The organism is Mesorhizobium sp. WSM4847 (genome assembly GCF_055811335.1).
In genome coordinates this window covers 43,137-67,732 of the sequence record NZ_JBVVPY010000002.1, presented here as the reverse complement: position 1 = coordinate 67,732, position 24,596 = coordinate 43,137, and the positions used below count along the sequence as shown (strand labels likewise).

The 24,596-nt window shown below is 62.8% G+C and carries 19 protein-coding genes and 1 pseudogene; 6 read left to right on the top strand and 14 right to left on the bottom strand.

The features are described from left to right. Nucleotides 1–278: 278 nt before the first annotated feature. Together uvrB and AC0L28_RS02980 are read right to left on the bottom strand one after the other, a co-directional pair. A complete protein-coding gene (gene uvrB / locus AC0L28_RS02985; protein ID WP_473475480.1) occupies nt 279–3,491 on the bottom strand; it encodes an excinuclease ABC subunit UvrB in 3,213 nt (1,070 codons plus the stop codon). A gap of 111 nt (nt 3,492–3,602) precedes the next feature. Continuing rightward, entirely contained in the window at nt 3,603–4,856 is a 1,254-nt protein-coding gene (locus AC0L28_RS02980) for a hypothetical protein (RefSeq protein WP_473475478.1), read from the bottom strand. Between the two features lie 156 nt (nt 4,857–5,012). Here AC0L28_RS02980 and AC0L28_RS02975 point away from each other — a divergent pair, with 156 nt between their 5' ends. The 3 genes from AC0L28_RS02975 to AC0L28_RS02965 all read left to right on the top strand — a co-directional run bounded on the left by AC0L28_RS02975 (nt 5,013) and on the right by AC0L28_RS02965 (nt 8,961). After that, nucleotides 5,013–6,044 (top strand): CapA family protein, encoded by a 1,032-nt coding sequence (locus AC0L28_RS02975; RefSeq protein ID WP_031255239.1) that lies wholly within the window; start codon nt 5,013–5,015, stop codon nt 6,042–6,044. A gap of 311 nt (nt 6,045–6,355) precedes the next feature. Continuing rightward, nucleotides 6,356–7,315 (top strand): hypothetical protein, encoded by a 960-nt coding sequence (locus AC0L28_RS02970; RefSeq protein WP_473475819.1) that lies wholly within the window; start codon nt 6,356–6,358, stop codon nt 7,313–7,315. A gap of 707 nt (nt 7,316–8,022) precedes the next feature. Then, entirely contained in the window at nt 8,023–8,961 is a 939-nt protein-coding gene (locus AC0L28_RS02965) for a diacylglycerol/lipid kinase family protein (RefSeq protein WP_473475476.1), read from the top strand. A 153-nt stretch (nt 8,962–9,114) separates the two neighbouring features. On the opposite strand, the gene AC0L28_RS02960 is transcribed toward AC0L28_RS02965, so the two are convergent. The 3 genes from AC0L28_RS02960 to AC0L28_RS02950 form a co-directional block, all read right to left on the bottom strand. Then, nucleotides 9,115–10,326, bottom strand: coding sequence for a mandelate racemase/muconate lactonizing enzyme family protein (locus AC0L28_RS02960; RefSeq protein ID WP_473475474.1), 1,212 nt, complete (start codon nt 10,324–10,326; stop codon nt 9,115–9,117). Continuing rightward, entirely contained in the window at nt 10,323–11,939 is a 1,617-nt protein-coding gene (locus AC0L28_RS02955; RefSeq protein WP_473475817.1) for a GMC family oxidoreductase, read from the bottom strand. Before AC0L28_RS02955 ends, AC0L28_RS02960 begins: the two co-directional genes overlap by 4 nt. Nucleotides 11,940–12,101: 162 nt before the next feature. After that, nucleotides 12,102–12,581, bottom strand: coding sequence for a GNAT family N-acetyltransferase (locus AC0L28_RS02950; protein WP_473475814.1), 480 nt, complete (start codon nt 12,579–12,581; stop codon nt 12,102–12,104). Between the two features lie 202 nt (nt 12,582–12,783). Here AC0L28_RS02950 and AC0L28_RS02945 point away from each other — a divergent pair, with 202 nt between their 5' ends. Next, nucleotides 12,784–13,182 carry an acyl-CoA thioesterase gene (locus AC0L28_RS02945; protein ID WP_128247233.1) on the top strand — a complete coding sequence of 133 codons (399 nt, stop codon included), beginning with the start codon at nt 12,784–12,786 and terminating at the stop codon, nt 13,180–13,182. A 200-nt stretch (nt 13,183–13,382) separates the two neighbouring features. On the opposite strand, the gene AC0L28_RS02940 is transcribed toward AC0L28_RS02945, so the two are convergent. Continuing rightward, complete coding sequence (locus AC0L28_RS02940) at nt 13,383–13,751, bottom strand: winged helix-turn-helix transcriptional regulator (protein WP_473475472.1); 369 nt, start codon at nt 13,749–13,751, stop codon at nt 13,383–13,385. 92 nt (nt 13,752–13,843) lie between these two features. On the opposite strand from AC0L28_RS02940, the gene AC0L28_RS02935 reads away from it, so the two are divergent. Further along, complete coding sequence (locus tag AC0L28_RS02935) at nt 13,844–14,449, top strand: NADPH-dependent FMN reductase (RefSeq protein ID WP_473475470.1); 606 nt, start codon at nt 13,844–13,846, stop codon at nt 14,447–14,449. A gap of 63 nt (nt 14,450–14,512) precedes the next feature. Here AC0L28_RS02935 and AC0L28_RS02930 read toward each other — a convergent pair whose 3' ends face one another. Further along, nucleotides 14,513–14,950, bottom strand: coding sequence for a winged helix-turn-helix transcriptional regulator (locus tag AC0L28_RS02930; protein WP_287171615.1), 438 nt, complete (start codon nt 14,948–14,950; stop codon nt 14,513–14,515). 97 nt (nt 14,951–15,047) lie between these two features. Between AC0L28_RS02930 and AC0L28_RS02925 the strand changes: the two genes are divergently transcribed. Further along, entirely contained in the window at nt 15,048–16,028 is a 981-nt protein-coding gene (locus AC0L28_RS02925; RefSeq protein WP_473475467.1) for a quinone oxidoreductase family protein, read from the top strand. Between the two features lie 272 nt (nt 16,029–16,300). Here the strand turns inward: AC0L28_RS02925 and AC0L28_RS02920 are convergent, their stop codons facing one another. The 7 genes and pseudogenes from AC0L28_RS02920 to AC0L28_RS02890 all read right to left on the bottom strand — a co-directional run bounded on the left by AC0L28_RS02920 (nt 16,301) and on the right by AC0L28_RS02890 (nt 24,407). Further along, nucleotides 16,301–16,459: a hypothetical protein gene (locus AC0L28_RS02920; RefSeq protein ID WP_287260259.1), complete on the bottom strand. Its 159-nt coding sequence runs from the start codon at nt 16,457–16,459 to the stop codon at nt 16,301–16,303. Between the two features lie 39 nt (nt 16,460–16,498). Next, nucleotides 16,499–17,119 carry a hypothetical protein gene (locus AC0L28_RS02915; protein WP_287260260.1) on the bottom strand — a complete coding sequence of 207 codons (621 nt, stop codon included), beginning with the start codon at nt 17,117–17,119 and terminating at the stop codon, nt 16,499–16,501. 22 nt (nt 17,120–17,141) lie between these two features. Further along, a complete protein-coding gene (locus tag AC0L28_RS02910) occupies nt 17,142–18,470 on the bottom strand; it encodes a gluzincin family metallopeptidase (protein WP_473475465.1) in 1,329 nt (442 codons plus the stop codon). Between the two features lie 121 nt (nt 18,471–18,591). After that, the gene (locus AC0L28_RS02905) at nt 18,592–20,457 is read right to left on the bottom strand and encodes a TPR end-of-group domain-containing protein (RefSeq protein WP_473475463.1); all 1,866 of its coding nucleotides are present in this window, start codon (nt 20,455–20,457) and stop codon (nt 18,592–18,594) included. Between the two features lie 83 nt (nt 20,458–20,540). After that, a pseudogene (locus tag AC0L28_RS02900) lies at nt 20,541–21,510 on the bottom strand (class I SAM-dependent methyltransferase). 155 nt (nt 21,511–21,665) lie between these two features. Next, the gene (locus tag AC0L28_RS02895; protein WP_473475461.1) at nt 21,666–22,667 is read right to left on the bottom strand and encodes an alpha/beta fold hydrolase; all 1,002 of its coding nucleotides are present in this window, start codon (nt 22,665–22,667) and stop codon (nt 21,666–21,668) included. A 444-nt stretch (nt 22,668–23,111) separates the two neighbouring features. After that, nucleotides 23,112–24,407 (bottom strand): FAD-binding oxidoreductase, encoded by a 1,296-nt coding sequence (locus AC0L28_RS02890; RefSeq protein ID WP_473475459.1) that lies wholly within the window; start codon nt 24,405–24,407, stop codon nt 23,112–23,114. Nucleotides 24,408–24,596: the final 189 nt, after the last annotated feature.

The following is a 24,596-nucleotide window of genomic DNA, read 5'->3' as shown; positions in this document are numbered from 1 at the left end:
GCAGGGCAGGGGCAGGGCCGCGCTGACGGTGGTGGTCGATATGCACGCAGCCCTCCTTTCAAGACGTTCGAGTTGTAGAACTGGCTACACCAAGGGAGGGGCCGATGGCAAGGGCGGGCGCATCCCTTCTCCCCTTGTGGGAGAGGGTGGATCGGCGCGCAGCGCCGAGACGGTTGAGGGGTGCTGGACGGAGCACCGCTTTTGCCAAGCTGGAACACCCCTCATCCGACCGAGCTTCGCTCGGCCACCTTCTCCCACAAGGGGAGAAGGGAAGTTCGCTACCGTCCCGGCCTGCCCGTCTTACCCGGCCGGCGCTTTTCACGGCGGGCATCGGCTGGATCTTCGTAGGAGCCGATGCCGGCGCGCTGGCGGATAACTGGTTTGGCCGAATCGTCGCGTTCCTCCGCGCCCGTTTGGCGGGAGATCGGCTGTGGCTTGGCCGGCACTTTGCCCTCAACAGGCTTTTCAGTCCGTCGCACCGTCATTTCATCGAGCGAGTTCTTCTTGAACAGCGGCTTGGTCGGCTCGCCGGGGATGCCGAAATCGGAGCCGTGCGCCTCCTCGGCCGACTGTTTCTTGAACAGCGAGCGTGACACCGCCCCGGCGGGTGTCGGCATGTCGGTGCCCGGACCCATCGCATCGAGCGAAGGCTTGGCGAATAGCGGCTTCTTGACCGGCACGGCCCCGTCGGCGCCCATCTCGTCGAGCGCGGGCTTGCGGAACAGCCCCTTGCCGTCGTCATCCACCGTGCGGTGGATGGCGCGGCCCTTGTTGTGCTTGCCCTTTTCGCGGCCCGAAACCGGGCTTTCCATGTCGGCATATTTGGCCAGTGGATCGTCGGAGATGGACAGTTCCATCTCGCGCAGCCGCTTGATCTCGTCGCGGATGCGGGCTGCCTTCTCGAAATCGAGATTGGCGGCTGCGTCGCGCATCTGCTTGTCCATCGCGTCGAGATGGGCTTTCAGATTGTTGCCCATCATCGCGCCGGCGCTGTCGGTGAACTGCGAGATGTCGGCGCGGACGTGGTCCTTCTCGTAGACCGAGTCCAGGATGTCGGAGATGCGCGACTTGACCGATTCCGGGGTGATGCCGTTGGCCGCGTTCCACTCCATCTGCTTTTCGCGGCGGCGGTTGGTCTCGGCCATCGCCCGCTCCATCGAGCCGGTGATCTGGTCGGCGTAGAGGATGACCTTGCCGTCGACGTTTCGGGCGGCGCGGCCGATGGTCTGGATCAGCGAGGTTTCGGAGCGCAAAAAACCCTCCTTGTCGGCATCGAGGATGGCGACGAAGCCGCATTCGGGAATGTCGAGGCCTTCGCGCAAAAGGTTGATGCCGACCAGCACGTCGAAGGCGCCGAGGCGCAGATCGCGCAGGATCTCGATGCGCTCCAGCGTGTCGATGTCGGAGTGCATGTAGCGGACGCGAATGCCCTGCTCGTGCAGATATTCGGTCAGGTCCTCGGCCATGCGCTTGGTCAGCACGGTGACCAGCGTGCGGTAGCCGGCTTTTGTCGTTTCGCGGATTTCGCCGACGACGTCGTCGACCTGGGTCTTGGCCGGGCGCACCTCGACCGGCGGATCGATCAGGCCGGTCGGGCGGATGACCTGCTCGGCAAAGACGCCGCCGGACTGCTCCATCTCCCAGGCGCCGGGCGTCGCCGAAACCGCGACCGAAAGCGGGCGCATCGCGTCCCATTCCTCGAAACGCAACGGCCGGTTGTCCATGCAGGACGGCAGACGGAAACCGTACTCGGCCAGCGTCGCCTTGCGGCGAAAGTCGCCGCGATACATGCCGCCGATCTGCGGGATGGTGACGTGGCTTTCGTCGATGAAGACCAGCGCATTGTCGGGGATGTACTCAAACAGGGTCGGTGGCGGATCGCCCGGCTGGCGGCCGGTGAGATAGCGCGAATAGTTCTCGATGCCGGCGCAGGAGCCGGTGGCTTCCAGCATCTCGAGGTCGAAGCGGCTGCGCTGCTCCAGCCGCTGCGCCTCGAGCAGGCGTCCGGCGCGCTCGAGTTCGACCAGCCGCTGCTTGAGCTCTTCCTTGATCGACTTGATAGCCTGATTCAAGGTCGGGCGCGGCGTCACATAGTGCGAATTGGCGTAGATCTTGACGCTCTTCAATTCGCCGGTCTTCTGGCCGGTCAGCGGGTCGAATTCGGTGATCGCCTCGATCTCGTCGCCGAACAGCGAAATACGCCAGGCGCGGTCCTCAAGGTGGGCCGGAAAAATCTCGATCGTGTCGCCGCGCACGCGGAACGAGCCGCGGACAAAGTTGATGTCCTGCCGCTTGTATTGCTGGGCGACGAGATCGGCGAGCAGCGCGCGCTGGTCGAGCCGGTCGCCGATCTGCATCTGGAAGGTCATCGCCGTGTAGGTCTCGACCGAGCCGATACCGTAGATGCAGGACACCGAGGCGACGATGATGACGTCGTCGCGCTCCAGCAGCGAGCGCGTCGCCGAATGGCGCATGCGATCGATCTGTTCGTTGATCGAGGATTCCTTTTCGATGAAGGTATCCGTCCGGGGCACATAGGCTTCCGGCTGGTAGTAGTCGTAATAGGAGACGAAATACTCGACGGCATTCTCCGGGAAGAATTTCTTGAACTCGGAATAAAGCTGCGCGGCCAGCGTCTTGTTGGGGGCGAGGATCAAGGCAGGGCGCTGCGTCTCCTCGATCACCTTGGCCATGGTAAAGGTTTTTCCCGAGCCGGTGACGCCGAGCAGCACCTGGGTGCGGTCGTTGTCGTTGACGCCCTCGACAAGGTCCTTGATCGCCGTCGGCTGGTCGCCGGCCGGCTCGAAATCCGACACCATCTTGATGGCAATGCCGCCTTCGGATTTTTCGGGCCGGGCTGGGCGATGCGGCGTCCACAGCACGCCGTCCTTGTGCAGCGGGTTGCCGGACTCGATCAGCGCCGACAGCGCCGCCACGGTGGCGGTGACGCCGCCGGAGGCCATGGTCTCGGCTTCCTCCAGCGAAACATCGAGGCCGGCAACCGGATTGAGGCCGGCCGCGGTTCGCTCCCGCGCCGAAGCCGCGCCGCCCATGGAGGTGCCGCGCGCCGTGCGGCCAGGGGAAGAGGAGCGTTCAGGGATCTTTTTCGCCTTGGCGACTTCCCGTCCCCTTGAGGGGAGGGTGGCGGCGGACCCGCCGGGTGGGGTCGGTGCGGCCGGGCTCGACGTGCCCTCATGTTGAGCGCCTCCTTTGCCGACCCCCTCTGTCGCCTTCGGCGACATCTCCCCCTCGAGGGGGGAGACTTGGCGCCCTTCCTTTTCGGCTTCCTGCTCGATCTGCTCGGCCCAATCGGCGATCGAGCCGGTCAGCGGCGTGCCTGAGAATTCGGTCTGCGGCGCCTCGGCAAAGCCGCCCTTGTGCAATGGCTCCGACGCATCGAGGAAATCGGTCAACGGGCTGCGCCGCTTGGGCGGCGAAGCACGATCGTCACGCGCCGGCGGCGGCGTCTTTTTGTCAGGAAGTTTGGCCATGCCCCGAATATGGGAGGTATCGGCCAAAATGGAAAGAGCGGAGTGGCCAGGGGCGCGAGAGGAAACCAGGCTGCTGACACAAGGGTGTCAGGAGCGATGTCGAACGCGCCCTCAGTTGAACCACAGCGCAAAGGTCAAAAACCCGGCGCCGTCGAACTGGCGCCGGATCTGGTCGAACTCTTCGCTGGTGAGAATCTTTCCGCTGTCGAGATAGGGCGCGATGGCCGGGCCGGTGATCGACAGCATCAGGTCGAAGGGCTTTGGCTCGTCGAAGAAGCGCTTCATGTTGATGCCTTTGTCGGCGAAGCGGAAATGCGGCAGCAAGGTGCGGCCTTCGAGAAGGTCCTCGGCCATATCAAGCGCGGCGTGCCAGGCCTGGACCTGCTCCTCGCCGACCTCCAGGCCGGTGAGCGGGCTGGCGCCTTTCTGTTGCGGGCCGGGCAGCCATTCACGGTCGTTGTCGGTCTCGGCGCGGATCGCCTTCCAGTCTTCGCGGGACAGCCGGATCATTTCCATGAGATGGCGGCGCGCCGCGTGGCGGCGCTCCGGCTCGACCACCGGCCAATTGACCAGATGAACCAGCGAGATGAAGTCGGCGATGCGCCACTCGGCCGACAACATGCCGCCGCTCATGCCGCCGTCCGGCGGCACGAGCGTGTCCTGCAGCGGCAGTTTTGCGCGCGGAAACAGCATGTGGAACGAGCCGTCGAAGGCGTTGCTGAAGTCATGCGCCAGCCAGAAATCCGCCTGCGCCATCAGGAATTCGGCATAGCCCTGCAGCCAGTAGCCATCGGCGCGGTCGAAGCGGAAGGTGAGGGCGGGTGCGGCCGGGTCTGGCGCACCGCCGCCGCGTGACAGGGACGCCATGATCGCGGCGGCACTTTCGTCCGGCGCGATCTGGCCGTCCTCGTTGAGGTCGATGCCGAGACGGGTGAGGTCGACCTCGATGCCGATGTCGGCATCGGCAGGCACGGATCCAAGCGTGGCTGCGGACTTTTCCAGCCGATCGCGGAAGGCGACCAGGATGGCGCGGAAGCCGTCGTAGGTCAGTGGCGCGGGATTGGGATTGTCCGGCACCGGCAGCCGCATCAGCGGCAGCATGAACGATTGCGGGCTTTCGAAACCGTGGCGGTGCAGGCCGCCGGCCAGGATCTCCAGCGCGGTGAAGAACTGGCCGGCGCCGGTGGCGTAGGCCGACGCAGGATCAGTGGGCGCAGCGGCTTCCAGCGCAGCAAGCGTGCTGTCGCGGTCGGCTACGGTTTTTGCCTCGAACAGGGCGGCCGGTTCGGGGGCCGCGGCACCGGCGGAATCAACCGGCAGCAGCAGAAGAAGGGCGGATGCCAGCAGGCTCGAAAATCGCGTCATCTTGGTCTTCCTGTATGCTGTTCGGCGGCAACAATATACGCATCTTGTGTGTTGCGCCTACTGCTGGGCATCTGGCCGCACGATTGCGAACGGAGGCGCTTCGCTATATCGGGCGCATCGTCTACCGTGGCCGTTCATCCCGGTGCAGGGCTGCGCGTGTCGAACTATCCGCTTTCCTACAAACTGTCTTGGCTGCCACGCTTCTTGAAGCCTTCGCTCAGCGGCGATCGCCAAGGCTTTGCGCCAGCGGCAGGAAACATGATCGAGCCGCCACCGGCGCGGACGGTGCGGCTCGCCTTTGTCGGCGATATCTCGGCGGTGGCCAATCGCAGCGCGCCGCAATGCGACCCGGCGATCGCCACGCTGCTCGGCTCCGCCGATCTGGTGATCGGCAATTGCGAAAGCCCTGTGGTGGAGCGACCGAGCGCGGCGATGGGCACGAAGCTTGGCACCCGTCATGCCATGACCGAGCGGTTTCTTGCCGAGGCGCTGGCCGCCGTGGGCATCTCGCGCGATAGGCTGGTGTTGTCGCTCGCCAACAACCATGCGCTCGACCAGGGCGTCGAGGGTTTTGACGAGACCGTGGCAGCGCTGGAACGGCTTGGCATCCGCAGCATCGGTACCGCGGCCGCCGGTCCGGTCGAACGCGTCGCAGTCGGGCCGCTGACAATAGGCTTCGCCGCCTTCACGCTGTGGCGCAACGCCGGCGCGGCGGCGTTCGCCGGCCGAGTGTCGATGCAAGGCGAGCCGGCACGATGGCCGCGCCGCGACGCCGTCGACCTTACCTGCGCCGTGCCACATTGGGATTGGGAGTTCCGGCATTTTCCGCAGGCTGAAACGCGCGTGCTGGCCCGGCGTTTGGCCGCGCAGGGCGTCGGGCTGATCGCTGGCCATCATGCCCATGTCGTGCAGCCGGTGGAGCGGATCGGCAAGGCGCTCGTCGCCTATGGGCTCGGCGATTTCCTCGGCACCGCCTTTGCGCGGCAGCCATGGCCCGGACGCATTGGTAGCATCCTGACCGTCGATATCAGCGCCGACGCCGGCAAGCGTGGCGCCATTGCCGCCTACCGGCTGCATCCGTTCATGCGGCTGCGCGCCGGCGACCATGAGCGGCTGCTTCCGGTTGAGGCGCTGGAGGACCGAATGCGCAGCAAAGTCGAAGGCCGGTTGACTGCGATTTTTCCGTAGCGCGTAAGTGACGGCTAGTCGCACGTTGCTTATCGCACAAGTATGGCGCTGCCCCTCATTGTCCTGCCGGACATTTCTCCCCGTAAACGGGGAGAAAGACGCCGTCATTTGATGACTTCGCGAATCACAGCCTCGCCGAACGAGCGCCAGCGCAGCGACAGCGGGCTTCTCCCCGTTCACGGGGAGAAGGTGCCGGCAGGCGGATGAGGGGCAGCGCAAACATCTGCTTGAGAAGCGCTGCCTCTCAGTGCTGTAGTCGAGATGTCGATAAAATCGGCTATCATGAGTTTGTTAGGAGGCGTGGGATGGCGATGGAAGCAGCGGATTTCATGCCTGATGAAGCTGACATCGCCGGCATCAAGAGCAATCTCGCGGCCTATGAGGCCGAAAGGGCTTCGGCCTATCGGCAAGTCCGCTGGCGGGTGCCGCTGTTCATCGGCCTGGTCCTGGTGTTCGTGGCGCTTGTCGCCTGGCTTTTTAACAGGATCGCCGATCCCTACGAGCAATGGTTCTCGACGCCGCATGTGTTGCTCTATGTCGTCGGGTTGGTGGCGGCGATCCTGCTCTATTTCCAGGCGATCAAGCCTACGAGCAGGTTGCAGCACCGCAAGACACTGCTGCCGATCATCTTCGGCTTCATCAGGGACATGCGCTACGAGCATGAGGTGACGCCGAATTCGTTCGACCGGCTACCGCGCGAGACGATCGGCACGTTCAACACCAAGCGCTTCGACGACATCGTATCCGGCCGCTACGAGGGATTTCCGTTCGTGCTTTACGAAGCCGATCTCCGGCAAGGCACCGGCGGCACGATAGCATTCAAGGGGATCGTCGTTGCGTTCGAGACCATGGTGCCGTTCCCCGGCATATTGGTGGCGGCGCGCCGGACTGAGTTGGCTGTCGGGTTCTTCCGCGGCATGTTCGCCAGCAAGATGCAGGAATTGTCATGCGGGGTGCCCGAACTCGATGCCGCCTACGACTTCCGCAGCGACAACATCGAGGCGGCGCAGCCGCTGGTGAGCGGCCGGCTGGCGCAGGCACTGACATGGCTCAAGGAGACATGGCCTGATGATCCGGCGCGGGTCGCGCTCAATGGCAGCGACGGCTTTTTACTCCTGCCGCAGACTAGGAATTTTTTCGAGCTGCCTGATATCTCGGTGCCGCTCGACTACGCCAAGCACGTCGCGCCTATCATTGCCGACATTGGGGCGATGCTGGCGACGGCGGCGCTGGTGCGCAAGATCGGCGCAACGGACGCGGCGGCGGGTTAGCCCGAACTTGAGGTCTGCTGCCAGCTTCTGAATCAACACCAGGAAGCTTCGCTCCGGTCGAACCGCGAGAGACAGGCGGTCAAATCGCGAGAGAAGCCCAAAAAACAGTCGGCGCCGGGATTTCTCCCAGCGCCTCCCTGTCAGATCAGGACACGGTCGCGGCAGCAACTTCCGTAAAGACGTCGCGCCATGCGCCTTGATGTTGACGGTCCTGCCAGCCACCGCCCGAGGGCAGCGTCCGTTCGGGACCTCGCCAGTCTCCACCCTTGCAAGCTTCGTCCAGCGCGCCATCGAAGGTTTTTGCCGTCCTTCATGGCAGCATCGGTCCGCCGTAGGCGTTCGCACGCTTTCCGCGGCCCCGTAGTCTCGGTCCTCAAAACAGTCAAGCCTGCGTTCGGGGCCGTACGGGTCTCAGGAAATCTTCCGTTTCGCTTCGCCTTTCGACTTGGCAATCGGTAGCCGCCTGAGATGGGTTTAATGTACGGGAGATAAGGGTTCGGCGAAACGGCTGCGAGCCTGTGGATTGCGGGATTATCGGGGATCAGCGCCTGCATCGGCGCGTTTATTTTGCCGAGATGCGGGGCGGGACACGCCCATCCTGCGGCGAGCTGCAGGATTCTGCCCTTGCCCCACACTGCGGCGCGGGCTTCAATGCCGGCGAAGGATTTTAGGACGGCAGTGTCGTTGCTGTCCTTGGGAGGACATTCTTGAAGGTCGGGGTGGTTCTCAATCCGATTGCCGGTGGCGGCTGGCTCAAGCGGCATTGGCCCGAGGTCAGCGCTTCGCTCAGGAAACATTTCGGCGATTTCGAGCTGCGCGAGACGCAGGCGACCGGCGACGGCGAAAGGCTGGCGTTGGTCCTTGCCGCCAGCGGCTGCGACCTGGTGATCGCGGCGGGCGGCGACGGCACCGCCAGCGAAGTCGCCGACGGGCTGCTGCAGGCGTTTGCGGAAAGCGGCCGGACGGCCGAACTCGGCCTGCTGCCTTGCGGCGCCGGCATCGATTTCGCCCGCGGGCTCGGCCTTTCGGACGAGGTCGACCTGACGCTGAAGCGCATCGCCGAGGCCAAGGCCCGCCGGGTCGATGCCGGCCGCATCTCCTATGTCGACGACCATGGCGCGCTGGCCAGCCGCCATTTCATCAACATCGCCAGCCTCGGTCTCTCGGGCGCCACCGACCGCGCGGTCAACGCCGACAAGCGCAAGGGCAATGTGTCGGCCAGGGCGCTGTTCTACTGGCGCACCCTGTGGGAATTCATGCGCTACCGGTTCCAGGACGTCGTGATCACCGTCGACGACGGCGGCCCGGTCGAGGCGCGCGTCGCGCTAGTGGCGGTGGCCAACGGAAAATTCTTCGGCGCCGGCATGATGATCGCGCCGGATGCCGAACTGGACGACGGCCAGTTCGACATCGTCATCCTGCGCGCGGCTGGCAAGCTGAAGCTGATCTGGGACATCCGTCTGCTCTATGGCGGCCGGCATCGCAACCATCCGGCAATCACCATTTTGCGCGGCAGGAAAGTCGTTGTCGAACCGCTGGGCGACGTGCAAAAGAACGGCGCGCTGGTCGACATAGACGGCGAGTCGCCGGGGCGCATACCGGCGACCTTTGAAATCCTGCCCGGCGCGCTGACGCTGAGGTATTGAATCAAGCTGTTGAGACCTTGGTTCCGGTCGCTTCGATCGTGATTTAGGATACCAGGACAACATGCTGGAATCGCTTGACAATTACCTGACGGCTGAGATCGGAGCTTGGCCTGGGACCCCGCTGGCCGATGAACGCGTGACTCTTGCGCGCGCTCACGGCGTCAACGGCGTCTGCATCATCTGCAGATGCAGGTCCGTGCCGGTCCAGGGATGCGCTTCGCAGACGGCTTCGTCGAGCTCGACGCCAAGGCCCGGCTCCTTCGACGGAACGACGTTGCCGTCCTGCCACTCGATCTTCTTCTTCAGCAGTTTTCCGTGAAAACCGTCCCACTGCTTCAGCGATTCCAGGATGAGGAAATTGGGCAAGGTCACGGCAAGCTGGATGTTGGCCGCGCCGACGATCGGCCCGCAATAGCAGTGCGGGGCGACCTGGATGTGATAGGCCTCGGCCATGGCGGCGATCTTCTTGGTTTCGAGAATGCCGCCGGAGCGGCCGAGGTCGGGCTGCAGAATGGTCGCGGCGCGGTTCTCGATGACGCGGGCAAACTCGAACTTGGTCGTCAGCCGTTCGCCGGTGGCGATCGGGATCGACGTGCCGCGCGCCACCTGCGCCATCACTTCGGGCATGTCGGGCGGCACCGGCTCCTCGAACCACAGCGGGTCGTAAGGTTCGATGGCGCGGGCCATGCGCAGCGCGCCCGATGCGGTGAACTGGCCATGCGTGCCGAACAGGATGTCGGCCCTTGTGCCGACCGCCTCGCGGATCGCCTTGATCATGCGGGCGGAGAGATCGATGTCGACGAGGCGCGGCTGGTGACCGTCAAAGGCGGTGTAGGGGCCGGCCGGATCGAGCTTGACGGCATTAAAACCCTGCTCGACATATTCGAGCGCGCATTCGGCCGCCAGGTCGGGGTCGTTGTAGACGTTGTTGCCGCGGGCATCTTCCGAATGGACGCTGCCGCTGTGTGGATAGAGGTAGGTATAGGAACGCAGCGTTTCGTTCACCTGGCCGCCGAGCAGCTTGTAGACCGGCCTGCCGGCCTCCTTGCCGATGATGTCCCAGCAGGCGATTTCGAGCGCCGAAAAACAGCCCATGCCTGACACGTCGGGGCGCTGGGTGAAGCCCGACGAATAGGCGCGGCGGAAGAAGTTCTCGATGTCGTGCGGATCGCGGCCGATGAGATAGCGCTCGGCCATGTCCTCGATCATTCTTGCGGTGACATGGGCCGAGAAGGTGGCGTTGTAGGCCTCGCCATAGCCGACGACGCCGCCGTCGGTGGTGAGCTTGACGAAGATGAAATACTTGCCGCCGATGCCGGGCGGCGGATTGCCGACAACCCAGGTTTTGACGTCGGTGATTTTCATTTTTGATCCTCCAGAACCAGTTCGGCGCCCTTCCATCCGGTCATGATCGCGGCGGCGTTGGTGTTGCCGGTGATGTTATCGGGAAAGATCGAGGCGTCGATAACCCGCAAGCCGGCGAGGCCGTGAACCCGCAGGCGCGGGTCGACGACAGCGGCGGTGGCGTCCGGCCCCATGCGGCAGGTCGAGACCGGGTGGTAGACAGTGCCCGAGCGCTTTCTGAAATCCTGGATGATATCCGCGTCGGAGGTGATTGACGGGCCCGGCAACACCTCTTCCTCGATGATCTCGGCCATTGCCGGCATGGCGGCGATCTTCCGGATGAACTTCACCGCCGCCAGCATCTCGGCGACATCAGCCTCGGTCGAAAAGGCGTTGGCGACGATCTTCGGATAGTCGCGCGGATTGGCGGAGCGGATCATGATCTCGCCACGGCTCGATGGACGGCAGTTGGACAGGCCGATGGAAAAGCCCGGCCACGGATCGGGCGTCAGGATCGGGCGCTCGCCGCTCTTCGGAATGACGGTCGAGAATGCCTGGAAATAGAGCTGCATGTTGGGCCGTGCCGTCGCCGGATCGGTGCGGAAGAAGCCGCCGGCATTGTTCATCGACAGCGACAGCGGGCCGGAGCGCATCAGCATGTATTGCATGCCGACCATGAGCTTGCCCCACCACGGGCGCAGGATCTGGTTGAGCGTCGGCAGCCTGCCCCTGAAGGTGTAGTTGATGCCGACATGGTCCTGCAGGTTCGCGCCGACATTCTCGTTGGCGTGGACGACGGCAATGCCGAGGGCGCCAAGGATCGCCGAGGGACCGATCCCGGAAAGCTGCAGCAATTGCGGCGAATTGATCGAGCCGCCCGACAGGATGACCTCGCGGCCGGCGCGGGCGGTTTTCGTCTCACCGTTCTGCAGGTACTCGATGCCAACGGCGCGCTTGCCCTCGAACAGGATCCTGGTCGCCAGCGCATTGATCTCGACGCGGAGGTTTTTGCGCTTCATCGCCGGGCGCAGGAAGGCGCGGGCGGCCGACATGCGGCGGCCGTTCTTGGTGGTGATCTGATAGATGCCGGCGCCCTCCTGGGCGGCGCCGTTGAAATCCGGATTGAACGGCAGGCCGGCCTGATTGGCGGCCGCCAGATAGCGCTTGGTCAGCGGATGGACTGCGGTCGAGCAGTCGGTGATATGCAGCGGACCGCCAACCCCGCGCCATTGATCGGCGCCGGCCTGATTGTCCTCCAGCGCCTTGAAGACGGGCAGCAGGTCGTCGAAGCCCCAGCCGGGATTGCCGGCCGCTGCCCAAGCGTCGAAATCCTCGCGCGCGCCCCTAATCCAGACCATGGCGTTGATCGAGCTCGAGCCGCCGAGCAGCCTGCCGCGCGGCCAGTGGTCGACATTGCCGGCGAGGCCGGGGTCCGGCTCGGTCTTGTAGTTCCAGTTGACCGCAGGGTCGAAGAAGGTCTTGCCGTAGCCGAGCGGCATCTGGACGTAGAAACGCCGGTCGCTGCCGCCGGCCTCGAGCACCAGAACCGAGAAGCGGCCGGAAGCCGACAGTCTTTCGGCCACAACCGAGCCGGCCGAGCCGGAGCCAACAATGATGAAATCATAGGTCTGCATGATGGCTGCGGCCGGCTCCGAATTCTCGCTCAACCTAGACGCCGCAAGCCGCCGCGATCACCGGAGCTTCCGGCATCGCCTGTGAAAAAAGCGACCGGCACTTCATTTGCAGTTGGTGTCCTGCCCGAAGCGGCCTTTGCCGCGTGGCCAAGCGGTCCAGCATTACACGCCATCATCAGCATTTTGCGTGAAATCATAACGCATGATCGGGCGGGCTGGCAGCCTGCGGGCGACGACCCTGAACCCGGCGCGAGCGAAGGTGGAGTCGTATCCGCTGCCGGAAGCGCTCGGCGATACGCCGGCATCAAAAGGATAGGCCTCGAGTGCAGGGGCGTTTGCGCGCCTTGCAGCTTGCAGCGCCGCTGCGATCAGGTGAGACGTGATGCCTTGCAGGCGGTATTTTTTTCGCACGTAGAGGCAGGACAAGGACCAGACCGGCGCATCATCCACTCGCTTGAGCTGCCACAGCCGATCGAGCCAGGGCACGGCATCTCTGGGTGTCACCCGGCACCAGCCGACAGCAGTAGCGCCGTCGAAAGCGAGTACGCCTGGAGGCGGACCATGCTCGACGGCTTGTCGGAACGCAGCCTTGTTTTCCTCGCCTGGTCGCTTTCGATAAGAACTGCCGATCCGCCCGTACATGCACCAGCAGCGACTGCAGACGGCGCTCTCACCGAACAGCTCCTCGAGCGCGGGCCATAGATCTGATGTCAGAGGGCGAGAGGTAAGTTTCATGTCAGCTGCCTTTCTCAACTCGCTGTGCGCAGTCTAGCATCTGGCAGCGCGTTGACGCATCGGTGCCATCCCGATACGGGAGAAGATCGATATCGAGGGGATTTGGCGCATGGTGCATTACGCGAACGGGCGGCCGATTGGCGATCTGACGCTCAGGACCTTGGCCATGCCTTCGGACGCCAATGCGGCGGGCGACATTTTTGGCGGCTGGGTGATGGCGCAAATGGACCTGGCCTGCGGCATCCGCGCCGCCGAGCGTGCCAAGGGCCGCGTGGTGACGGCGGCGGTGAAGGAAATGTCGTTCGCCAAGGCGATGAAGATCGGCGACACGCTGTGCATCTATACGCATGTCGAGCGCGTCGGCCGCACCTCGATGACGCTCAAGGTCGAGGCATGGGCGCAGCGCTACCTCTCCGACCTGATGGAGAAGGTCACCCACGCCGACTTCGTCATGGTGGCGCTGGACGGCGAAGGCAAGCCGAAGGCAGTTCCGGCGGAAAGCAACTGACTTCCCTTCTCCCCTTGTGGGAGAAGGTGGATTGGCGCGCAGCGCCAAGACGGTTGAGGGGTGCTGGCCGGAGCGCTGTTGGTGCCAAGCTGGAACACCCCTCATCCGACCGAGCTTTGCTCGGCCACCTTCTCCCACAAGGGGAGAAGGGACGGCGAGCGTTTTGCCGCGCTGCTGTGAACCCTTGCAGCGCAAGAGTTTCAGGCATGAAGCCCATCGAACCTCGCCCGCGCGGCCTTGACCCGCTCGGTGTTCTTGCGCGCCCATTCGCCGAGCGCGCCGACCGGCACAAGCAGCTCGTAGCCAAGGTCGGTCAGCTCATAGTCGACGCGTGGCGGAATGGTCGGAAACACGGTCCGGGTGACGAAGCCGTCGCGCTCCAGCCCGCGCAACGTGGTGGTCAGCATCTTTTGCGAAATGCCGCCGACGGCGCTGCGCAATTCGTTGAAGCGCAGCGGCTCGTCACCGAGCTTGCCGACGACGAGCACGGTCCATTTGTCGCCGACGCGCTGCAGGATTTCCGAGATGGCGCGGCAGTCCTCGGTGCGGTGCGGGTGCCTTGGTATCAAAAAGGTGCCTCCTTGCGCCTCGTGAGCACAGTCACTCATATAGCTCAGGTATCTAAACGATACCAGTAATTCGCCTGAAGGAGAGCCCCTCTATGTCCAAACCCAAAATCGCCATTGTCGTCGGTTCGACCCGCGCCGCACGCTTCGCCGACGTTCCGACCCAGTGGATCGCCAAGATCGCCAAGTCGCATGCCGACATCGACGTGGAGGTGGTCGACCTGCGCGACTTCCCGCTGCCGTTCTTCGACGAGGTCGCTTCGTCCGCCTGGGCGCCGTCGCAGAATGAAGTGGCCAAGCGCTGGCAGAAGAAGGTCGCCGAATTCGATGGCTTCATCTTCACCGCCGCCGAATACAACCATGGCCCGACCGCCGTGCTGAAGAACGCGATCGACTACGCCGCCAATGAATGGAACAAGAAGTCGGCAGGCTTCGTCGGCTATGGCAGCGTCGGCGGCGCGCGCGCCGTCGAGCAGCTGAGACTGCATGCGGTCGAGCTGCAGATGGCGCCGGTCAAGTCGGCAGTCCATATTGCGTGGGGCGATTTCCTTGCCGTCCGGCAAGGTGAAAAGAAGCTCGAGGAGCTCGAGCACCTGAACCAGGCGGCGACTGCACTGATCAACGACGTTGCATGGTGGGCCAAAGTGCTGAAGGCGGCGCGCCAGGCCGACGCGGTAGCCGAGGAAGTCAAGGCGGCCTGAACCGCAGACCAGGACAATCCTCCCAAGGGTTCCCGGGGCGGCGCTTGCGTCGCCCCTTTTGATTCAGGCGATGGCTGGCTGCCGCGCCTGCCGAGGCCTGATGATACAGTCGGCGAGGCGGTCCATCTCGTTCAACTCATCCGCATGGTGCTGGCCCCACTCACAGAGCGCCAGAAGGATAGGCTCGAGGCTGAGGCCGAGGCGCGTCGCCGAATATTCGACGCGTGAGGGGATCTCGGCAAAGATCTCGCGTCTGACAAGGCCGTGTTCCTCCATTTCGCGAAGCTGCTGGATCAGCACTTTCTGGGTGATATCAGGCACCAGCGTCTTCAGCGCCGACAGCCGCCGGGGGCCGTCGAAGAGATGGTAGAGAATGACAGCCTTCCATCGGCCCGAGATCACCTTCAGCGCGCGTTCCGCCGGCAGCAGCGGCAGTCTCTTGGTTGGCAGCCTTTTGGTCGGCCCCGTTTTGGTCGGCCCCGTTTTGGTCGGCATCGCCATGGTCACCTCCTGGTCAGCAGGGGACAAATGAGTGTGTAGTCGCGATCAGGCAGATAGTGGCAAACAGCAGCCGATGCCATAGCGATGGGTGCATGCCATGAGAGCCATTCAACTGAACCGTTTCGGCGGTCCCGACGTCCTCGACGTCGTCGAGATGCCGAAGCCGCTGCCACAGGCCGGCGAGGTTCTGATCCGTGTTCATGCGGCTGGAGTGAATTTCTTCGAAGTGCTGATGCGCGGGGATCGCTACGCGGTGACGCCGCAATTGCCAATGGTTCTCGGCGTCGAGGCAGCCGGCACAGTGGAGGCGCTGGGGCAAGGGGTGGACGAACGACTGCTGGGCAAACGTGTGGCCGCGCCGATATTTGCCTCAAAGCGCCCGTTTGGCGGCTATGCCGACTATGTGACGATCGATGCAAAGCTGGCCGTGCCTTTGCCTGATGCGCTCTCATTCGAAGACGCGACGGCTTTGATGGTGCAGGGACTGATGGCTTTTCATCTGCTGCGGCAAAGCCCGCCAGCCGGCAAATCGGTACTGGTCACTGCAGCTGCAGGCGGTGTTGGCTCCCTGCTGGTCCAACTCGCCAAACGCCAGGCCGCCAGCAACGTGATCGCGGTCGCCGGCAGCCGGCTCAAGCTTGACCTTGCCCTGTCGCTTGGCGCCGATGCCGCGGTCGATTACAGCACGTCGGATTGGCCCGCGCGAGTGCGGGAGGCGGCTGACGGCGCCGGCGTCGATGTCGTCTACGACATTGTCGGCGGCGCGATGACGGCGGCATCGCTGGAGATTCTCGCGCCAGGTGGAGAGCTGGTCTTTGCGGCGCTGGGCAGATACGCGATCGGCGCTGCGGAACTGGAAGCGATGATCACCCGAAACCAGTCACTGCGAGGTTTTGCCCTGCTTCCGCTGCTCTCCGCTGACGGCCTCAGGGCCAGCCTGTCGGAGCTTTTCCAATTGGCCGCCGGCGGTCAGGTTGGCGTGACGCAAGGCGGCCGCTATCCGCTCGACCGGGCCAACGAAGCGCACCGCCTGCTGGAGGAGCGCCGCTCGACCGGCAAGGTCGTGCTGATACCTTGAGTGGTGGTCGATTAACTGCGCACAGGCTGCGTGCAATGCGTGTGCTCAAATGGTCGGAACAGCGCCAGGAGCCGACTTCTGGCGTCCCGGATTGCAGGCGGCGAAGGCCTCTCTAAATGACTGTTAAACCTTGTTCTTTGTCCTCTATATTGCCATTCAATTCGATCACAACCTAGCGTACTTTATTCGCATCGTTGTCCGCTTTTTCAGTTGCCTCAGCAATCATCGGCAGTCTTGCTTCTCTTCTTGTTCCAAACTCATCGACATAGACTTTAATTTTCATGGTCCCGTTGCGCGCCAGCCTGATCGAATGAGGCGTAGAATTCCAAGTTAGCTGTCAGAAGATTTTTGCCGACAATGTCAAAGTATTTAATGCCACCTTTGGGGACTTCAACAGGATTTTCTTCCAAATGATCTATATCTACAGCCATATGATTTTCCTCCTTGTTCTTGCCTCACTTTCGACGAAATCAATCTAGATCGCCTGCTTTTCGTGGCGTCCATCCGCTTGATCTTGCCATCACGCCACCGGATCTGCCCATTCCGCCCCCCGATCTACCCATGCCTCCGCCCGACCTGCCCATGCCTCCGCCATGGGCCTCTCCAGATAACAGGATTTGCTCGAGTGACCCCGTCTCTGCGTCCAACCTGAGTGAATGGTCACTCTTGTCATAAATCCATACTTTCATGTCCTTGGAGAAAGCCCCAATCTGAAAGCCGAGACCCGTTCGCGCACTGGAGCCGGGAACTCGGGACAGTTTTTTGTACGCAACTTCGTTGTCGGCATCGGTCGGGGGAGGGTCGTCGGGGTCGAGGCCAGCCCCATGGACGAGAAAAATCGCTGGCGGAGCCAGTTCATAAAATGCTCCTTCAAAGGAAAAAGAAAAAATCCGTGCCAAACACGCGTCAGGGTGTTCCTTCTCAGCGGGACCAGCAACATGTTCGAGCTGGCGTCGCAGAAAATTGTTGTTTCCTGGTCTTGGTACCTGCAAGTTATCGTATGTGCCGCCTCCTTTCAAAATAACGTCTTCAAGCAGCCGACCAAACAGATATACAGACGATACGCCAAGTAGTGTTTCATTATCTGACATTTTCCTCTCCACTCATTATTATCTAGCTAGACATCGACCTCGCTAACAGAACTCTTTCTCGATAACTCATCTTCGGAAAATTGGATATATCTCTCGGCAGCAAGGTGCGCGCCGAATGGGAATGGCCGCGGCGCGGCCTATTGTTGATCCGCCTGCCAGCGTGCAGCTCGCCGATGCCCCGACGCCTGAAATTGCGATCGATGAGCCTTGCGAGCTCACCCCCCGTCTCGACCTCGTCGACGGCGAGCATCGCCCTCGCGACATCTCCATAGTCCAGAAAATCGGGCCCCAGAGCCCATAGGGTTTCGGCGAGATACATCCCGACGATGTCGCGCGCATCGAGCAGCGCCTCGCGGAAACCGTCGGCCCGGCGGGCGAAAGCACGGTCAAATGCGTCCTGCAGCGGCGCCCGGGCAGCCGGATCGGCTTCGGCGACATCGGCGAGATTCTCGACCTCGGGCGAGATCAGGCCGCGGGCAACCAGGCTCTCGTAAAAGATATCGACCAGGATGTCGAATATCGCGCCGGTGAGCGGCTCCGACAGGTCATGCTCGTTCTTCCAACCGTGAACGAATTCGGCCATCGTCCGTTGGTTGTTCGCCAACCTTATCTGACTATGCGGCGAAAATTCCGAAAAGCGCGCGAGACGGTTGGCGAGATAGAGGTTGCCGCGCGTCTCGTCCAGCACATTGTTGATCACCGACGGGAAATGCATGGCGGCGATCAGCGACACGCAGTCGGAGAAGGCTTCCTGGAAGCCGACATATTCGGGGAACTCTTTGCCCAGGCCCGGCACGCCCAGCACGGCGAAGGCTATAGCGTGGCCGACCTCGTGAGCGATGATGTCGAAGTCGAGGCTGAAAGGGAGGATACTTCCGTCCGTCTCGAACTGGCTGCCCACTTCGAGATAGCCGTAGCCGAACTGCGCATTGTTCCATGTCGGCAGAATCGAGATTTCCAGACGCTCATGGTGATCGCGGAAATGCCATGCAACCGACTGGCCGAGATAGCGTTCCCACACATCGAGCGTGAACCGCACGGAGCCGAAGAGATGCGCGGCCTCGAAGCCGGGCATGGATGGCTGGTAGTGATCGAAATTGCCGCGCTCGTCGGGCAATGCCGGCGCGAGGATATTTCCTGTCCAGGGCGGCAGATAGATAAACGGCGTTCCCAATGGCGCGCGGTTCACGCCATAGGGCCTGGTCTTGCCGACCGGCTCCACGACATACATTCGATCGTCCGACGGGCCGACACCGACGCTTCCGAGCGGCGATGAAACCGTGACGATTTCAGGGCACGCTCGAGCGTCCTCGAACGGAGGCTGGACAAAGAGCCTGAACCGGGTCGCCATCCCAGTACCCCACGACCTATATTAGCTTAGCATAAATTAATCTTCGTTGCTTGGCGAGAACTTCGTAAGCAGCGGTAAGTCTCTTTGTTTGTCGGGTCTGCGAGCGCGCGCCGGCCCCGCCCTATTCCGTGAGTTCTATCAGCCTGGGGTAGCGCGGGTGGCCGCGAATGGGCTCGAAATCGGAATCGTTCTTGAACCACAGCTTCATTTCCGTGCCGACCTGAGGCAACCAGGCCTCCAACAGGTCGATCGACCGGTCGCTCTCGCCCAGCAGCGCATAGGTGCAGGCGGCATTGTACTGGATGTTTATGTCGCCGGTTTCGGTCGCAAGGGAGCGCTCGAGCCATGCCAATGCTCGATCGTGCTCACCGAGGAAGGCGAGCATGATCGCGCCAAGGCATCCGACATTGGCATTCTCCGGGTGGTGCCTTAGCTCCTCCTCGGCCTTCTCTATCGCGATCCGCGCATAGTTTTCGGCTTGATCGTTCTGCCCGAGCGAGCGGAAGACGTTCACGAGCATAACCGGCGCACCATAGTCCGTCGGCTTGATCTCCATTGCCCTCAGGAAATACGTCGCTGCCAGTTCGAACTGACCCCGGGTCACGCAGAACTCGGCATAGTAGCGATTGGCCTCATGGCAGTTAGGATCGATGGCCAAAGCCCGCTCGAATGCGGCAACCGCCTCGGCGCGGCGACCAGCGCCCGAAAGGGCGTGCCCCATGGCCGCATACGCTTCTGGCAGATTGGGGTCGATAGCCAACGCCTTTGCAGTGGTTGCCAGAATATCCTCGACCTGAATGTCGAAGCCAAATTGCGAGCGGAGTCGTGTGTTGCAGACCGCGATGCCGGCATAGGCTCGAGCATAGCTCGGGTCGAGTTCGATAGCCCTGGCGAAACTTTGCCTGGCCATCAGGTGGTTTGCCTTCGACGCGATGTGATAGTACTCGCGGCCTCTCAGATAATGCGTATAGGCTTCGACATTCTCAGTCGGCGCTTGCTCGATCGCCTTCTTCTCCTCGGGAAGGAGTTTGACCTTGAGCTGCTCGACGATTGCCTTGGCGATCTCGTCCTGCACGGCGAAGATATCGGTGAGGTCGCGGTCGTAGCGGGCGGCCCAGACGTGGCCGTCGCTCGCCCCTTCGGTCAGGTCGGCATTGATCCTGACGCGGTTCCCGGCTTTGCGGACGCTTCCCTCGACCACATAGGCGACACCGAGTTCACTGGCGATGTGTTCCAGGTTCAGGGTGCGGCGCTTGCAGGCGAAGACGGTGTGGCGGCTGAGCACGAAGAGGCCCGAAACGTTGGACAGGTCCGTGATGATGTCCTCGGTGATGCCGTCGCTGAAGAACTCCTGGTCGGGATCGTTGCTCATATTGGCGAAGGGCAGGACGGCCACCGAAGGCTTGTCGGGGCGCGTCCCAATCTCGCCGGTCCACATTTCGCTGCGCGAGACGACATTCCCCCAATTGGCGAAATAGAAATGCACCGGATGGGACATGTTCTTCACCGTCCTGGCACCCTGATCGGCGAAGTCCAGGTCGAGTTTGTTGCCGACCTCGTGGCGCACCGCCTCCGAACAGGCAATGCCGCCGGGTACGGCGAGACCTTGCAACCGGACTGCCATGTTCACGCCGTCGCCGTAAAAATCGTCGCCGTCGACGATAAGATCGCCGAGATTGATCCCCATCCGAAACTTGAAATGGCGGCCTTCCGGGATCCCGGCGTTGCGCTCTACCATCCCGCGCTGGATTTCTACGGCACAACGGGCTGCATTGAGAACGCTGCCGAACTCGACAAGTAAGCCGTCGCCCATCACCTTGAAGATGCGCCCGCCATGCTTGGCTACAGTGGGATCGAAGAACTCGCGGCGATGCTGGCGAAGCGCGCCGAGCGTTCGCTCTTCATTTGCTTCCATCAGGCGACTGTAGCCTACCACGTCGGCAGCCAGGATCGCCGCCAGACGGCGCTCAACCCACTCCTCGGACATGCCGTCTCCGGAAAACGTACATACTACACGATTTAACGGCATACCGGTGAAGGTTTTTCGGTGTTCGTCGCTTTGCTATCTGTTCAGGTCGCTTCGAGAACCATGTTGAGCGGAGTCTGCGCGGCCCTGCGGACCTTGGTGAAGCCGCCGGAGCGGATGACTTCGGTCAATCGTTTCTCGCCCGCCTGGGCGCCGAGTGCGAGCCCAGCCTCCTGCGCCAGCGAGGTTGGCACACAGATCATCGTGGAGGCGGAATAGTACATCCTGCCGATCGGATTGATATTGTCCTCCAGCGTATCCCCGGCCATCGGTTCGACCACCATCCACGTGCCTCCCTTGTTAAGCGCTTTGCGGATGTGCACAGCGGCGGTCTTCGAATCGCCCATGTCGTGCAGGCAGTCGAAGCAGGTGATCAGGTCGAAGTCGCGGCCGGCGAAGTCCTGCGCCCGGCCGACCTCAAAGCTCACATTCGCTACCGCATGTGCCATTGCGTGCGCGGTCGCGGTGGCAATCGAGGCGGAGTGGAAGTCGTATCTGGTGAAACGAGACCTGGGAAACGCCTGCGCCATCAGGATGGTCGACAGACCGTGCCCGCATCCCACATCGGCTACATCAGCTCCGGCCTTCAGCTTGTCGGCAACGCCATCGAGGGCCGGGAGCCACTCCTGCACCAGCGCATTCACATAGCCCGGTCGGAATAGCCGCGCCACGGCACAGAACATGCAGCCGGCGTGGTCGCCCCAGGCGACACCCCTGCCAGTCTTGAAGGCCGCCTGCACCTTCGGCTGGTTCTCGACCATCGCGGCGGCGGTGTCGAAAGCGCCGATCATGTTGACAGGACTGTTCGGTTCCGCGAACACGAACGCCTGCTCAGGTGTCAGCCAGAAACTTCCGCGCTCGTGCTGGACGTAGCGGAGGCCGCCTGCGCAGCGAGCCATTCGCGCACATAGCGGGATCGCCGATCCGTACCAGCGGCACGCTGACAGCGCCGCCGAGGTCTCCAAGCACGCGCCCGACCAGTTCATTCAGCTTCGTTTCGTCAACCTGGGTCATGTCGATTTCTCCTCGCCTCCAGCAGCATCCCGCGCCAGTCAGTTCGAGGATGAGGCCAAGTTTGCCTGCTGGCATGAGGCAACTGTCCCTCACGGCAGCCGAAATCCGGCTTTCGTCGAGGGACATCTGTCCCGCACCGGCAGATGTGAGACTACCTAGCGGGACAGCGACTTGACGATCGCCTGTGAGCGGCTGCGCACGCCCAGCTTGCTGAAGATCACCGACAACTGGTTGCGGACCGTCTTTGTGCTCTTGCCGAGCCGCTCGGCGATTGAACGGTTGTCCAGCCCCTCGGCGACGAGGTTCAGAATCATGGTTTCGGCGGGCATCAGGCCGGCATCGCGGACGGCGCTTGGTTGCGCGGCCAGATCCTGCCCGAGGAACCTGCCGAGTTCAGAGTAGAAGACAGGCCAGGCAGGTTCGTCCGGCAAGAGTACGTGGTTCTTGCTTTCCAACGGAACGAAGCGGGCGCCAGGAATCGTGGCAGCCAGCCTGCAGCCTTCGTCGAATGGAACGCGCATATCGCCGCGGCTGTGTGCTATCAAGGTTGGGACACGCAGCGCGGCGGCAAGGTCCATCACGTCGATCCCCTGCATCTGCCATAGCAGTTGCGCGGCGACCTCGGCTGTCGCCGTCTCCCGCTCCAGATCACCCCACCAGCGGTGCTGCTCCGGCTTCCCGTCCGGAATGAAGAGGTTCGTGAAGAACTGGCAGAACGCAGGGTTGTCACGCCCCCAACCGATGCGGATGAAATTGACCAGTGTCTCGGCCTCCAGACGATCGGTGTCGGTTTGGGCGCGAGCCCGCGCGCCCAGACCGTACGCGTTCATGAGCACCAGATGCGATACGCGCTCGGGATGCTTCACGGCGTAGGCAATGGCCCGCGCACCGCCTTGCGACAGGCCGAGCAGGACAAAGCGCGGCTCCTTGATTGATGCGGCCACGGCCTCCAGGTCCGCATGCCACGCGTCGACGGACAGGTCTGCGACGTGCCGCTCCGACAGCCCACAACCGCGCGGATCGTAGCGCACGAAACAATTGCGCGCTGACAGTTCGCTGAGCCACGGCCGCCACACTGGACTTTCAAGATCATAGTCGACATGGCTTAGCCAATGCGCTGCCCGCAAGATAACCGGCCCCTCGCCGCATGACGCCATAGCGATGCGGGTGCCGTCTGCAGAGGTACAGAACCGTGTGCTTTGACTTAAGCTTCACGGCGCCATGATAGCGCGACGCAAGGTCACGCGACAGGCCGGCGTCTGGTGTGGTCGATTGACTGCGCACCGGCCAATCGTGGAACGCGTCCGCTTTGGCCGCATGGCAGTCATTTCTGTCGTCCAGTCCATTCACCAAAAGCGGACGTGGCTACTGCAGCGCGCAGGCAGCCCTTGCGCTATGTGGACCGCCCGCCGTAGCACCTTGCTGGTACTATCGCGCTGGGAGTCTTCGCAAGACACTTCGATGCAGAATGGTTTGCGATTGCAGCGCCGCTCGTACGCTTCCACTTGATGGCCGCAAGATTGCGACGGTCCGGCTTAAGGGTCAGCCGATAGCGCGCAGCCGGTGCTCGGCAGGCCGAGCCGGCCTATGCGGTGCCCAGATCACTCCGGCGTGGCCGCGAACGGCAAGATATTCTGATTGAGGCGGAACAGGTTGGAGGAATCGAGCCGAGTTTTCAGGTGTCGGAGCCGATCATACTTGATGGCTCCATAGGCACCCGAAGCAATGGCGGTATCGGATTGCTCGTTGACATAGTTGGCGGCTATGGACCGATCGGCCAAGCGCCCTGCTGCGAACCTGCCCCATTCGATGCAACGCTCGTCGTCTGCCGGATCGTCCCATACGGGCTCCGCAATCCAGTAATAGCCAGCCTGCCTTCCGGAATAAGCGGTGTCTCCTTCCCGCACGTCGGCAACGGCGCCTCCAAGCTGCGTTATGTAGAACTCGCAATCCATGGTTGGTGCCGAGGCAATCTGCTCCAGCATGGCATCCACTACGTGACCGGATATATCCGACCAGAAACCACCTTTCGCGTAGTACCGGCGTGACCAGGCGAAATGAGCGTCGTTGCGACTTTGCAGGTGAAGAAACGGCATGGCGCCCATCTCTCCTTCACCCACACCTGCAAGCTCGCCGAAGGGCGAAAGCATCTGATCCGCCCGCCTGCTGTCGCCCACCCACACCGCAGTCACGCTCAAGCCTCCTCGCGCGAGAGTAAAAGCGACGGAGAACTCTCGCGGGCGTTGTCGAGCCAAATCGCCGAGGCCTGTGATTGCGCGTTGCGCGTCGGCCATCGGGTACGTCCAATGGCCGACAGCCACCGGGCCAAGCTGATGCAGCCGGAACCTGAAGCGGGTTATGACACCGAAATTCCCACCGCCACCGCGAATGCCCCAAAAAAGCTCCGGATCGATTGCGGCATCGATCCAGTTCACGCTGCCGTCGGCCGTCACGATCTCGACCCCGATTAAGCTGTCGATCGTCAGCCCGTAGGCGCGGCTGACGCGGCCCATGCCACCGCCGAGAGTGAGACCGGCAACCCCGGTGTGAGAAACGACGCCCGCCGGAACCACGAACCCGCTTGGAACCGTCGCTGCATCCAGATCGCGAAGAAGCGCGCCGCCGCCGGCTTCCACGGTTCCGGCGGAGATGTCCAGCCGGGCTGAATTGAGCTGCGAGAGATCGAGCAAAAGTCCGCCGTCGCACGTCGAAAGGCCGGGCAGGCTGTGTCCGCCGCCTCGGATCGCCAGGACCGCATTGCAATTGGCCGCTACGTCGATCGCCTTCCGCACGTCATCGACATCTGCCGCACGCAATACCGCGGCCGGCCTGCGATCGGAGACACCGTTCCATACCTGCCGGGCTCGATCATAATCCGCGCTGCCGGGCGTGATCACAGGTCCGCGACACCCGATGGAGGCGAGTTGCTTCAATAGCAAGTCGGACATATGAGCCCCCTCGTCGCAAGCGACCGCCGAACCTATCACCGCGGCGCATCCTACCCGCAATCGTTGCAGTTAGCACCTCAGAAAGGGTTCGAGTCCACCGATCAGCGTTCTCACAAGCCTCCGACAAGACCCTACACC